We start from the raw sequence: 12,357 nt of genomic DNA, 5'->3' as shown, positions 1-12,357 counted from the left end.
CGGCATTGCCAGTTTTTACTTTTTAAAATGAAACGGCAATGTTGAGACAATGACTTTCTTTTTAAAAATCAGATAGGTCCGAATTAATAGGCTGGATTGATTATGCAGGATATTATGCCAGCTCTTCTTCGTGATAAATTGCGGAATCAATACAGTAACCCGGTAATTATTCTCACTTGCTTTATGCTCGACCGTATCAATAAATTTTGATAGTGGCTGAAGCACACTGCGGTAATGCGACTGCAAGGTAACAAGACGGACATCCGGCTGCCATTTCTCCCATTTTTCCTCAAAGCGCTTTTCATCTTCACGATCAAACGAAACATATACCGCAAAAATTTGATCCGTTAACGACTTGGCATAATTAATGGAGTTTTCAACAACCTTTGTGATTCCTGCAACCGGAACAATAATCACATTCCCATCGATTTGAAGGGCCGGTTTTTCCGGATCAATTCTTAATTGTTCCCCAACCGCTTCATAATGCACTTTAACTCTCAGGAATGCAATTACGATTAATGGAAGGAAAATAAACACAAACCATACTTGCCCTAATTTTGTAACAAAGAAGATAATGAGCACGGTTAAAGTAATAAGCGCGCCAATTAAATTGGCACTTAGCTTCGCTACCCATCCAGCCGGCTTTTCTCGAAGCCACTTTATAATCATCCCCGTTTGTGACAGTGTAAATGGAATAAATACCCCGACCGCATAAAGAGGGATTAAGTGCTCTGTCTTCCCTTTAAATGCAATAATAAGCAGGATTGAAGCGATACCTAAGGAAACAATCCCGTTCGAATAGCCAAGCCGGTCGCCCCTGATGGTAAACATCCTTGGCATATATTTATCCTTTGCAAGAGCAAAGGCCAACAATGGAAACGCAGAATAGCCGGTATTGGCGGCCAGCACCAGAATAAGGGCGGTCGTTCCTTGGACAAAGAAGTAAAGATAATTTCGTCCAAAGGTTTCTTTGGCAATTTGTGATACAACCGTTTCCTCTGCCTTTGGAGCAATTCCGTAATAATAAGCGAGGAAAGTAATTCCCGTAAATAAAAGAGCAAGGAGTGACCCCATTAAAATGAGCGTTTTAGCTGCATTCTTTGGGGCAGGGTCTTTAAAATTGGGTATCGCATTCGAAATAGCCTCAACCCCTGTTAATGCCGAGCACCCGGAAGCAAACGCGCGCAGGAGCAAAAATAACGTTATTCCCTGAACAGGAGCCCCAATGGCTACATGATGTGTCGGCGATACTTCGCCAGTAAAGATCTTAAAAATCCCCACCCCAATTAAAATAAACAGTGCAACAACAAATAAATAAACCGGATAAGCCAGAATCGAAGCAGACTCTGTAATCCCGCGGAGATTTAAAATCGTAATGAAAATAACTAACACACAGGCAATAGAAACAGTGTGTGCATGTAAAGATGGAAACGCAGAGGTGATGGCATCTGTCCCCGCCGATACACTAACAGCCACCGTCAATATGTAATCAACTAATAATGAACCACCTGCAATTAAACCAGCCTTCTCGCCAATGTTCTCCTTTGAAACAACATAGGCACCACCGCCATGCGGGTAAGAATAGATAATTTGCCGATAAGACAAAATTAAAGCTGCTAAGAGAACCAATATCCCTACTGCAATGGGAATAGAGTACCAAAACGCAATCACGCTAATTGTTGCAAGCACGATCAGGATTTGCTCCGTCCCGTATGCTACAGACGATAGGGCATCCGAAGACAAAATCGCTAACGCTTTTAAAATATTTAATTTTTGTTCGCCTAAAGCCGTTGATTTTAGCGGCCGGCCGATTAATAATCTCTTAACAGAAGAGAGCAAGGGATTCACCCACCGTTTTTGAAGTAGAATTACCGATTGATTTTATCACAACATATGGGATTATTTGAAGTGTTTTATTTTTGACAAGCATTCTTATCGTTATTCTTTACGAAACTCACTCGATTATGAGGCCAGAAAAAAACATGGAGACAAGAGATTCTCCATGCACTCTGGTTCTATTCAAAATGGAAGCTTATTTTGTGGCATTGACTTCAGTGTCTAGGAGCATTTTTTGAATTGGAGTATGGCTTCCGGCATATCCAACCAAATTACCACTCTTCCCTATCACACGGTGGCAAGGAATAATAATGGGTATTTGATTATTCCGATTTGCCTGGCCGACCGCTCTGACTGCTTTTGGATTGCCGATCATTTCAGCCACATCCGCATAGCTTCTCACTTCACCGTAAGGAATTGTTTGGAGAGCATTCCAAACCTTTTTCCGAAAATCGGTTCCTTCTACCGAAAGCGGCAAATCAAACTCTTTTCTTGTTCCGCAGAAGTATTCATCTAATTGACGAATGGCTTCCCCGCAAAGCTCCATATCTTCTTGAATATATGGATGTTCTGCTAAGTACTTTTCCCAGTCTTCTTCAAATAGCTCGACTCGTTTTATACCTGTTTCATCTGCAATGACTCTTATTTTTCCAAAGGGGGCCTGGTAAGCGGCAAACCCTATTCTCATAAAAACCTCTCCTAATCTTGAAACATTTATCCTTGCTGGGTAAGACCCCGACGCTCTTTATAAATAAAAAAGAAATAAAGCAGCATCGAAATAAAGACCGATAGCGCTGCCGCTTTGTAGATACTGCTGTATCCAAGCAGGTGCCCAATTTGCCCGAATACAATCGCTCCGAAACCGATACCTAAGTCAAAAAAAGAAAAGAAGGTGGCATTGGCCATTCCACGGCGATTTAGAGGCGCCTTTTCAATCGACCATGCCTGCAGGGCTGGCTGCACCGTTCCAAAGCCAAGCCCATACAGAATGGCTGCTAGATATAAGACAAGGCTGTTTGGCAGCCAGGCGAGCAGCACCATTGCCAGCATGATTAATAATGTGCCCGGAATATAGACTGCTTGATGGCCTTTCCGATCATACAGCTGTCCTGAGAAGGTTCTCGTGACCATTAAGGCAGCTGCATAAAGCAAGAAGTACCATTGTAGTCCTTCGATTTGCTTTTCAGCCGTATATAACGGAAGAAAAGTAGCTATCCCGCCAAAGGTTACAGTCAGAAAGAACAATAGCATGGAGGGCTTTAAAGCACTTTTTTCATAAAGATTCAACTTTGCTGGTGCCTGAATTCGTTCCACCTTTTTATAACGGATTTTTGAAGATAGCAGCAACGCCACCAAACCTAAACCCGCGCAAAGAAGGAATAATTGCTTAAAAGAGATGATGCTCGTCAGTGCAAGCCCTAGCGATGGGCCAAAGGCCAAGGCCAAGTTCCCTGAGAGTCCATAATAGCCCATTCCCTCGCCCCTTCTGGCAGCAGGAATTAAATCGGTCGCGATGGTTCCGGATGCTGTAGTGGAAAATCCCCAGCCCACTCCTTGTACCACCCTCATCAAAAATAAGAAGATAATGCTCGTCATAAATCCAAAGGAGCCCACTGAAATAACAAAAATGGCTAATCCCATTAAAAATACAAAGCCTCTTCCCCGTGTCTCCAGCGTTTTTCCTGCATAGGGACGCAGCAACAAGGATGAAAAGGTAAAAATGCCCACCACAATCCCAATTAATTGATCGTTCCCCCCTAATTCCTCAACGAATAAGGGGATGGTCGGAAGGGTCATTTGAAATCCAATAAATACAAAAAAGTTCGCCAATACAATCAGAACAAAATCCCTTGTCCAAATCCTTTCCTTTGGTCTTTCTTTCATCTGTTGGTTAGCCATAAACTTCCTCTCTTGAAAATGAAAAATCGTTTCTACCAATTTGGTAGAAACGAACTTTCATTTATCATTTGTTATTTTTCCTGCGCTGATTCAATCACGCGTTTCATCGCTTGGATTTGCCCTAAATGAGCCGCCTCGTGGAAGATTCCAAAATGCGCGACCTCCCCGAAGGTTTCTAACCCGAGAAACGGTGTTTTCAGCTTTTCACTAAAACTCTCAGCAGGGATTTCTTTCACTCGTTGGATTTGCTCTTTCAACTGTACTGATAATTCTTTTACAGATGGAACATCACCGTTCCAATCAGCCGGTTTTGTACCAGTAGCAAACAGTTCCATATAATTTGCCGGTAAATTCGTTGATTTTTTTGGAAAGCCAAATAAGAATTGCTCCGCCACCGTTAACGCATGGCCCACATGCCAGTGGATCGTGTTGTTAAAGCCTGCCGGCTGAACATCCACAATGGACTCATCAAGAGCATCAACATTTTTTAAAAAGTAGTTCCTTGCGAATTCAAAGCTTTTAAAAAGTAATTCACTCACTATTTAGCCCTCCTAACGTTTTCATCACTATTTTATACCATAATCAACCAATTATGAAGTAAAATGTATTTACATTTCATCAGGGGCTTGAACGCCTAATAATCTCAATCCTTCTTTCAGGACAACTGTTACCGAGTAAACAAGGGCTAAACGTGCTTCTTGCTCTTCACTTTCTTCTAGCACCTTTACCTCCGCATAGTATTTGTTGAAGGCTTGTGCCAGGTCTACCACATATTTTGCCACCTGCGAAGGATCGAAGTTCTCACTTGCACGTTTAATGGCATTAGAGAATTCCATTAACAGGCTGATAACCTTCCATTCCTTTTCCCATGAAGTGCTGTAGGCATGGTCCGAGACAACCGCCTCCCACTTTCCTTTTCGCAAGATCGAACAGGCACGTGCATAGGTGTACTGGACGTATGGTCCTGTTTCCCCTTCAAAGCGGAGCATTTCCTCCAACGAAAATTCAATATCGTTCATACGATTATTTTTTAAATCATGGAAAATAACGGCCCCGACACCCACCTGTTTCGCTACTTCATCCTTGTTGGGCAGGTTTGGATTTTTCTCCTCGATATTATGTCGAGCCATTGCAATCGATTCATTTAACACTTCTTCTAGTAAAACAACCTTGCCCTTACGAGTTGACATTTTCTTTCCGTCCTTCAGCATCATGCCAAACGGAACATGCACCATTTTCTTAGCCCAGTCATAACCCATTTTCGTCAACACAGCGATTAACTGTTTAAAGTGAAGGCTTTGCTCATGCCCAACCACATAAAGAGACTTGGCAAAGTTATAGTTTTCCTTACGGTAAAGGGCGGCGGCTAAATCACGGGTCGCATAAAGCGTGGCTCCGTCAGATTTTTTAATCAGGCACGGCGGCAGCTCGTCTTCAAGTAACTCCACGACCTGCGCCTGGTCGGATTCGACCAGCAACTGCTTCTCTTCGAGCAGTTGGACAACCCGGTCCATTTTATCATTATAAAAAGCTTCTCCTGCGTAAGAATCAAATTCAACGTTCATTAACTGATAAATTTTTGAAAACTCTTTTAATGACTCATCGCGGAACCATTGCCAGAGTGTTAATGCTTCTTCATTGCCATCTTCTAGCTTTTTAAACCAGGCACGTCCATCAACTTCAAGCGATGGGCTGGATTCAGCTTCCTCATGGAACTTGATATAAAGCGCCAAAAGTTCTTTGATTGGGTTTTGTTTAACCTTCTCTTCGTCTCCCCATAGCTTATAGGCAGTAATCAATTTACCAAACTGCGTTCCCCAGTCACCGAGATGGTTAATCTTAATTGGCTTATAGCCGCATTTTTCGATAATTAGAGCGATGGCATTCCCAATAACCGTGGAACGGAGATGTCCCATTGAAAATGGCTTGGCAATATTAGGTGACGACATGTCGATTGTGACATTACCTCCATTGCCAATGTTTTGTGATGCGAATTGATCCTTTTCGTTAATGATTGCATTGACGACCTTTTCCGAAACAAGCTTTTTGTTTAAAAATAAATTCAGATACGCGCCGACCACTTCTACTTTTTCAAAGGTCGGTGATTGGATCTGTTCACGGAGTTCCTGCGCAATCACATTTGGCGATTTACGTTTTATTTTTGCGAGGCGAAAAACTGGAAAAGCCAAGTCACCGTGCGCTTGGTTTTTCGGTTTTTCAATCAGCAGTTCAAGATCATGGAGCGAGATTGCCCCTTCCAGTACCTCAAAAAGTATTTCAGCGAGTTCCTTCTTAAAATTCATCGTTTTTGACCTCCTTTTTTCTATATAAACAAAAAACCCCCGCCTCTTATAAAAAAGAGACGAGAGTTTGAATATCCCGCGGTACCACTCTAATTGTTCAATATGAACCAGCTTTCCCTTTGTAACGGAGGATTCTCCGGCGTACCCTACTCAGTTTCAGGCAAGCATCTCAAAAGTGCGCTTCATTATCTGCTCCGTATCAGGCTCCCACCGTCCCTGACTCGCTATCACTTCCTAGATAACTACTCTCTTTTTCATTGATTTTTCCGAATTGATTATCAGTTATTATACTGGATAAATTAGGATTTATCCATAGGCCGCTGATTATTTTTTTCACAATGGAAATCCTAAGGGATAAGGAGGGATTTTTATGGCCAGAAGAAATAAAATTCTTGTTCCAGAAGCCAGAAGAGGATTGGATGAGTTAAAAGCGAAGGTCGCACAAGCCAGCAGCCCTGAGGATGCAAAATTTGAAGCCGCAGAAGAGGTAGGCGTCCCGCTCCAAAAAGGATACAACGGCCAGCTCACCTCCGAGCAGGCTGGAAAAGTCGGCGGCAGGCTTGGCGGCAGCATGGTTCGCGAACTCGTGAAAATGGCACAGCAGAATTTAGCAAAAAAATAAGATGGAAATGGGGCCAGTTTTGCTGGCCTCAATTTTTTTCAATAGGAAGTTTCAAAAAAGTTTGACGATTTTGTGACAAAAAGTTTGACAATTCTGTGACAATTGGTAGAATATTCAGTAAAGGGGAGTGAATCGTGATGCAAATCAAACATTTAAAAAGCTTATTTACCTTCAAAAAGATTGCTATCTATGGCAGTGGATTAGGGATTATTCTTATATTGCTCGGACAATTTGGAAGCGGTTTCAATTCATTTTTCTTTACTGCGCTAGGATTCGGCATCCTATTAGGCGCTGTGGTGAATTACCTTTTCGGAACATTTATAAGTTTAATGGAAGAATATACGATTAAAAGTAAAGAGGAACCACAATTTGCGGTGTCCTCACGGAATTTTTATCATTAAAAAAAAGACTTGTGTGCTTGCACGAGTCTTTTTTTGTTGCCTTGTTCATTTAGACATTTTTACCAAATTTACACTAATTCTTTTAATAAAAATACCTTCATCACTTCGGCGATTTGTTCTGAGCTTAGAGGGTCATGATTCCTTTCCCAGTCTGAAACAAGTGCGATATACATTTTTAAAAGCAGAAAGCTCGTGATTTCGGTGTTTGCTGCCGGAATCGCTCCCTTCGTTATCGCGGCTTCCATTTTCCCCTTAAGATACTCGATTATTTCATTTTCGACATGCTGGAGCTTTTCCGAAACCGCTAAAGTCCCCATTTCCTTCTCTTCTTGAACAAGCTTAATCATCAGCTGGTGCTGAGAGCGGAATTCTAAGAGGCGATAGAGCGCCCGGTGAACATTTTCCGTAAACGGCAAATCCGGTTGAATCACAAACTCCGCCTCCGCAATCATTTCCTTCACCAATGAAGAAATGATCTCTTCAAACAACTCTTCTTTATTTTTAAAAAACGTATAAATGGTTCCTTTCCCAACATTCGCGAGCTTTGCGACTTGGTCCATAGTCGTGGCCTTATAGCCGAACAACGAAAAAGATTTCGTTGCTGCTTCGACAATCATTTTTCTCCGATCGAGTGCCATTTTCGAACACCTGCCCCTTTGACCAATTTAGTTTTTCAGTCAAATATATATTTTCACTATAACATAGCTAAATTTGGGATTCAACTGGAAGCAAAAAAACAGACCCATTCGCCATGCTTAAAAAGCTTACAAGTTTGTAAGTAAGTGTAATCTTATTGCATGGCATCGGGGCCTCGGCTCTTTTTACAATAAATGTATCAAAAATATCGGAGGTTGGTTATGGCATTTTCCAAAATAAATATTGATGTTTTTCTCTCGATCAATGATTTGGGTTCACAATTTCCCGCCTTGAACCCTATGGTGATTTTTATGGCAGAATATATGTTGTATTTTTTATGCTTAATTATTGTCCTATTTTGGTTCTCAAGAACAACCAAAAATCGAAGGATGGTTATCCAGTCACTTTTTGCCTGTGCACTTGCTGAAATCCTTGGAAAAGCTGCGGGCCAGTTTTATTCGCATCACCAGCCCTTTGCCGCACTGCCGCATGTTAATAAGCTAGTGGAACATGCTGTTGATAATTCATTCCCCAGTGATCATACAATCTTATTTTTTTCCATTTTTATCTCCTTTTGGATTGTTCGGAAAAATGGCTGGTGGTTTTGGCTTGTCATCCCAGTCTGTGTTGGTGTATCCCGTATCTGGGTTGGCGTTCATTACCCTGCCGATGTGGCTGCTGGCGCCCTTTTAGGAATAATATCTGCACTATTGGTACACCGGGTCATGCCTAGGCTTTACATCATAGATCGATTTCTAGTGTTTTATGAGGATATCGAAAAACGCTTTTTACCTATTAAGGATAAGTCCAAAAGTCTTTAAACCCACGGTCATAATTTTGCCTGTGGGTTTCTCCTTTCCCCCTGAGATTACGATCCTGTTGAACGATAGTGTCTTACACCAATTTGCCAGACGAGCAAGCATGGAAGGAAAAATAAGCTTCCCAACACTGGTGTGAGTAAATACAGAAGGTCATCGCCGTTATTTTTTCCAAGCAAATAGAGTAACGGCAAATAGTTGACGGTACCAAAAGGAATCACAAAGGTAAAAAAGCGGGTCACCCATTTTTGATAGATGTTTAATGGATATTGAGCCATTTCCCGGCCGCCATCAGTAAATATATTCGCCACTTCAAGGCCCTGCACAGTCCAAAAACACATTGTAGCGGCAAGTATATAGATTCCGGTAAAAATAAAAACACCACTTGTTACCATTAGCACAAGGGTAATAGCTTTAATCGGGGTCCACTCAATGGAAAGTTTGCTCAAGGCCCAGATTAATACAAGGGCGCTTTGAAGCAGCCGCCCCGCTTTCGTAAACTCAAATTTTGATCCAAGCACCTGGATAAATGTACTTCTCGGCCGAACTAGAATCCGGTCAAAATCCCCTCTGACGACAAGGCTTGAAAACATATCATACCCTCTGGCAAAACATTCACTCAAACTGAAGGACATATGAATGACGGCGAAGCAAAGCGCCACCTCAAAAAACTGCCAGCCTTTTATTTGCCCGAACCGTTCAAACAAGAGGTAAAGCCCGGCAAAGACGGCAAAAGGAATAAAAAACTGGCCAGCCGTGAGGAGCCAAAAGGATGTGCGGTATTGCATCTGTGATTTAAAGAGAATTTGAAGGTACTTGAAATATAATTTCATATTGGTCACCCTCCTTGGACGACGACTTTTCGTAAAACACGATTCATGCTGATTCTTCCCAGCCAAACAAGAACTAGCAAATACACCAGTTGAATAACAATGCCGATGAGGGCTTCTTTTGGTGGAATATGCCCTGAGTAAACCCTGAACGGAAAATCAGCCGTCCAGCGGAACGGAAGCACATTAGCTATATTCTGCAGCCACGATGGCATTAACGGAACCGGAATAATTAAACCCGCAAAAAATTCACCGAGGATACCAAAGATCAACAGCGACCCCATAGGGGACATGGTTATAAATACGGAAATGTACAGAAACATGGAGATGGCTACCAGAAGCAGTAACCCTAGCATTAGGGAGCTTAAGAATAATAGAAAAGCAGATAAACTTGGTGGAAAAGTCATGTTGTAGGGCTTTGGCAAAAAGAACGAAACGATTAAGATCGGGAAACAACGCAGTATGGCGCTTGATAACCGCTGCGCCAACAGTTTGGCAAACCAAAATCCATATAGCTCACATGGACGGCAAAGCTCGTAAGCGATATTGCCGCTCGTGATTAAATCAAACAGCTCACTATCGCGAAACCACACGGTAACGAAAACCAGAAATGCCTGCTGCAGCCATATGTAGGTGATTAGTTCTTTTAAGGAAATCGGTTGAGTATCAGCGGCGTTTTGGTAAAATGCTTGAAACACCATAATGATCATGGATCCCCAGAAAAATTGTGTGGCCACTCCAGCAAGTGCAGCCGCCCGGTACTGCATGCCATTAAGGAGACGAAGCTTCAACACGGATAGATATACCCTCATATTTGATACTCCTTATAAAGCTGCACGATGATATCCTCAATAGGCTGTGTTTCGATTGTGACATCTACCAGGTCTACTTGGGTGGTTAAATGAGTGATAATATCCGATGTTTTAAAGTTAGCTGTGTCTACACTTAATACTGCGCGCTCCGGTGACCATGAAAGAACGGATGCTCCTGGTATTTGAATCGGATTTGCCCTTTGTTTATATTCCGCTGTAATTGTTTTTTTGGTGCCAAACCTCTTTCTTAATTCTTCTAATTGGCCGTCGTACAAAAGGCTCCCTTTTCCGATTAGGATTACCCTTTCTGCAAGCGCCTCTATATCATTCATATCGTGGGTGGTGAGGATCACGGTTACTCCTTTTTCTTGATTTATCGTTTTGATGAATTGGCGGACCGCGATTTTTGAAACAGCATCCAGCCCAATGGTTGGTTCGTCTAAAAATAGGATGTTTGGATTATGTATGAGGGAAGCCGCAATTTCACAGCGCATCCGTTGCCCAAGGCTTAATTGGCGGACGGGTGAATAGATGATTTCTTGCAGTTCAAGCGTTTCGATAATCAGGTCTGTGGTAGTTTTATATTCTTGCTGCGGAACATTATAAATATCTTTAAGGAGTTCAAACGAGTCTATTACCGGAACGTCCCACCATAGCTGTGATCGCTGACCAAAGACGACGCCGATATTTTTTACATACTTGGTTCTATCTTTCCAAGGAGTGTACCCCATTATCGTGCAGGTCCCGGTATCAGGCACCAATATCCCGCTCATAATTTTAATGGTAGTTGATTTGCCCGCCCCATTTGGACCGATATAGCCGACGATTTCACCCGGGTTTATGGTAAATGAGACGTTTTTAAGCGCTTCGACAATGGTGTGTTCCCGGTGGAAAAGGGCTTTTACTGCCTGCCGGAGTCCCGTTTGGCGCTTAGCGACTTTATAGGACTTGCTTATGCCTTTTAATTCGATCAACTTTGAATTCGCCTCCTTGTATTTTTGTCGCGGAGGAAAATAATAACATTCGGTTCTCATTTATGTCAAGAATTTTCTAAATTGTAATAAAATATTCATGATTTTGGACGATGTGTGGTATTACTTTTTTATAAAATGTTTGTGAAAGGATGTGGCATATGGTTAAAAAGCCCCTTACGAAAACAGCTGAATTCATTATTTTTGGCATTTTAAACACGAGAATGGATTTACCTATGGATGCCAAGCACAAATATTTAAGCCTTAAAAAAGGCTATGAAGGCGAGGTGAAGTTTAATTCATTGACGGAAAAGCTTGGGTGCGAATGTTTTATTTTAAATGGGCTGCTGCTTAAGATCCACGATACCAAGTTCCAAATTGATTCAATGATTATTTCGCAGCCAAAGATTTTAATGAACGAAGTGAAAAACTTTGAGGGTGAATATTACTATGAAAACGAAAAGTTTTATTCTATTAATGGCACTGAACGAAAGGATCCACTGATTCAGTTGCAACGAAGCTCATCTTTACTCCGCCAATTACTCCAAAGTCTTGGACTTTATATACCTATCGAACCATGGGTTGTTCATATCAATCCCGAGTTTACCTTATACCAAGCCCCTCGACACGAGCCCATTATTTTACCAACAAAGGTTAATAGCTATTTGAGAAATTTGGATACGATACCATCAAGATTAACCGGAAAGCATGAGAAGCTGGCTGACAAATTAATTTCTCTACATATTGAAGAGCCTCCATATCCAAGGCTGCCGCCTTATGATTATCATCGGATGCGAAAAGGTGTTACTTGTGCATTGTGCCATTCCTTTTTAATTTTTGTTCGTGGTCATAAGTGTGTGTGTAGTGAGTGTGGCCACGAAGAGCTGGTTGAAGCCGCGGTATTGAGGTGTGTTGAGGAGTTAAGGCTTCTATTTCCGGAGATGAAAATTACGACTAATGCGGTTTTAGATTGGTGCCAAGTTTTTGAGTCAAGGAAACGAATTAGCAGAATTCTTGGGAAAAATTTCAAAATTATTGGCGATCGTCGATGGGCTCTATATGAATAAAAGGCAATATGGTAATGTATAGGATAATTTAAGTCAGGGCCTTTGCATGTTTTGTCCTCTTGAACTCCCCTATGGGACATTTCACTTTGATTTCGTTTCTGTTTTGTCCCATAGAGCCCTTCTATGGGACATTTCGCTTGAATTCCATTTCTGTTTTGTCCC

The 12,357-nt window shown here is 41.8% G+C and carries 13 protein-coding genes and 1 other annotated feature; of the genes, 4 read left to right on the top strand and 9 right to left on the bottom strand.

Annotated elements, in window-relative coordinates; translation table 11 throughout:
• Window positions 1-15 precede the first annotated feature (15 nt).
• From LC455_RS29065 to argS, 5 genes are all read right to left on the bottom strand, one after another.
• Window positions 16-1,839 carry an APC family permease gene (locus LC455_RS29065; RefSeq protein ID WP_223596309.1) on the bottom strand — a complete coding sequence of 608 codons (1,824 nt, stop codon included), beginning with the start codon at window positions 1,837-1,839 and terminating at the stop codon, window positions 16-18.
• A 193-nt stretch (window positions 1,840-2,032) separates the two neighbouring features.
• Window positions 2,033-2,524, bottom strand: coding sequence for a methylated-DNA--[protein]-cysteine S-methyltransferase (locus LC455_RS29060; RefSeq protein WP_223596307.1), 492 nt, complete (start codon window positions 2,522-2,524; stop codon window positions 2,033-2,035).
• 26 nt (window positions 2,525-2,550) lie between these two features.
• Entirely contained in the window at window positions 2,551-3,735 is a 1,185-nt protein-coding gene (locus tag LC455_RS29055) for an MFS transporter (RefSeq protein ID WP_223596305.1), read from the bottom strand.
• A 71-nt stretch (window positions 3,736-3,806) separates the two neighbouring features.
• A complete protein-coding gene (locus LC455_RS29050) occupies window positions 3,807-4,274 on the bottom strand; it encodes a DinB family protein (RefSeq protein WP_223596303.1) in 468 nt (155 codons plus the stop codon).
• A gap of 69 nt (window positions 4,275-4,343) precedes the next feature.
• Window positions 4,344-6,038 (bottom strand): arginine--tRNA ligase, encoded by a 1,695-nt coding sequence (gene argS, locus LC455_RS29045; protein WP_223596301.1) that lies wholly within the window; start codon window positions 6,036-6,038, stop codon window positions 4,344-4,346.
• Between the two features lie 52 nt (window positions 6,039-6,090).
• Window positions 6,091-6,305: a binding site (T-box leader), on the bottom strand.
• Window positions 6,306-6,408: 103 nt separating this feature from the next.
• Here argS and LC455_RS29040 point away from each other — a divergent pair.
• Window positions 6,409-6,660, top strand: coding sequence for an alpha/beta-type small acid-soluble spore protein (locus tag LC455_RS29040; protein WP_223596299.1), 252 nt, complete (start codon window positions 6,409-6,411; stop codon window positions 6,658-6,660).
• 134 nt (window positions 6,661-6,794) lie between these two features.
• A complete protein-coding gene (locus tag LC455_RS29035) occupies window positions 6,795-7,061 on the top strand; it encodes a hypothetical protein (RefSeq protein WP_223596297.1) in 267 nt (88 codons plus the stop codon).
• 68 nt (window positions 7,062-7,129) lie between these two features.
• Here LC455_RS29035 and LC455_RS29030 read toward each other — a convergent pair whose 3' ends face one another.
• On the bottom strand, window positions 7,130-7,699 hold the full coding sequence (locus LC455_RS29030) for a TetR/AcrR family transcriptional regulator (RefSeq protein ID WP_223596295.1): 570 nt from the start codon (window positions 7,697-7,699) through the stop codon (window positions 7,130-7,132).
• A gap of 219 nt (window positions 7,700-7,918) precedes the next feature.
• Between LC455_RS29030 and LC455_RS29025 the strand changes: the two genes are divergently transcribed.
• The gene (locus tag LC455_RS29025) at window positions 7,919-8,518 is read left to right on the top strand and encodes an undecaprenyl-diphosphatase (protein ID WP_223596294.1); all 600 of its coding nucleotides are present in this window, start codon (window positions 7,919-7,921) and stop codon (window positions 8,516-8,518) included.
• Between the two features lie 47 nt (window positions 8,519-8,565).
• On the opposite strand, the gene LC455_RS29020 is transcribed toward LC455_RS29025, so the two are convergent.
• From LC455_RS29020 to LC455_RS29010, 3 genes are read right to left on the bottom strand one after another with little or no spacing between them, the layout of a single operon-like run.
• Entirely contained in the window at window positions 8,566-9,348 is a 783-nt protein-coding gene (locus LC455_RS29020; RefSeq protein WP_223596292.1) for an ABC transporter permease, read from the bottom strand.
• 5 nt (window positions 9,349-9,353) lie between these two features.
• Complete coding sequence (locus tag LC455_RS29015) at window positions 9,354-10,157, bottom strand: ABC transporter permease (RefSeq protein WP_223596290.1); 804 nt, start codon at window positions 10,155-10,157, stop codon at window positions 9,354-9,356.
• Window positions 10,154-11,131, bottom strand: a complete 978-nt coding sequence (locus LC455_RS29010; protein ID WP_223596288.1) for an ABC transporter ATP-binding protein — start codon at window positions 11,129-11,131, stop codon at window positions 10,154-10,156. The genes LC455_RS29015 and LC455_RS29010 overlap by 4 nt, the downstream gene beginning before the upstream one ends.
• A gap of 158 nt (window positions 11,132-11,289) precedes the next feature.
• Between LC455_RS29010 and LC455_RS29005 the strand changes: the two genes are divergently transcribed.
• Window positions 11,290-12,195: a nuclease-related domain-containing protein gene (locus LC455_RS29005; RefSeq protein WP_223596286.1), complete on the top strand. Its 906-nt coding sequence runs from the start codon at window positions 11,290-11,292 to the stop codon at window positions 12,193-12,195.
• Window positions 12,196-12,357: the final 162 nt, after the last annotated feature.

The sequence above is a fragment of the Neobacillus bataviensis genome, assembly GCF_019969725.1.
Note: the sequence above shows the minus strand (reverse complement) of the source record. Positions and strands in the feature narration are given on the sequence as shown.

Coding starts and splice junctions, on each gene's coding strand:
- LC455_RS29060 (WP_223596307.1), bottom strand. CDS start 2,524: ATGAGAATAGGGTTTGCCGCTTACCAGGCCCCCTTTGGAAAAATAAGA.
- LC455_RS29055 (WP_223596305.1), bottom strand. CDS start 3,735: ATGGCTAACCAACAGATGAAAGAAAGACCAAAGGAAAGGATTTGGACA.
- argS (WP_223596301.1), bottom strand. CDS start 6,038: ATGAATTTTAAGAAGGAACTCGCTGAAATACTTTTTGAGGTACTGGAA.
- LC455_RS29040 (WP_223596299.1), top strand. CDS start 6,409: ATGGCCAGAAGAAATAAAATTCTTGTTCCAGAAGCCAGAAGAGGATTG.
- LC455_RS29030 (WP_223596295.1), bottom strand. CDS start 7,699: ATGGCACTCGATCGGAGAAAAATGATTGTCGAAGCAGCAACGAAATCT.
- LC455_RS29025 (WP_223596294.1), top strand. CDS start 7,919: ATGGCATTTTCCAAAATAAATATTGATGTTTTTCTCTCGATCAATGAT.
- LC455_RS29020 (WP_223596292.1), bottom strand. CDS start 9,348: ATGAAATTATATTTCAAGTACCTTCAAATTCTCTTTAAATCACAGATG.
- LC455_RS29015 (WP_223596290.1), bottom strand. CDS start 10,157: ATGAGGGTATATCTATCCGTGTTGAAGCTTCGTCTCCTTAATGGCATG.
- LC455_RS29005 (WP_223596286.1), top strand. CDS start 11,290: ATGGTTAAAAAGCCCCTTACGAAAACAGCTGAATTCATTATTTTTGGC.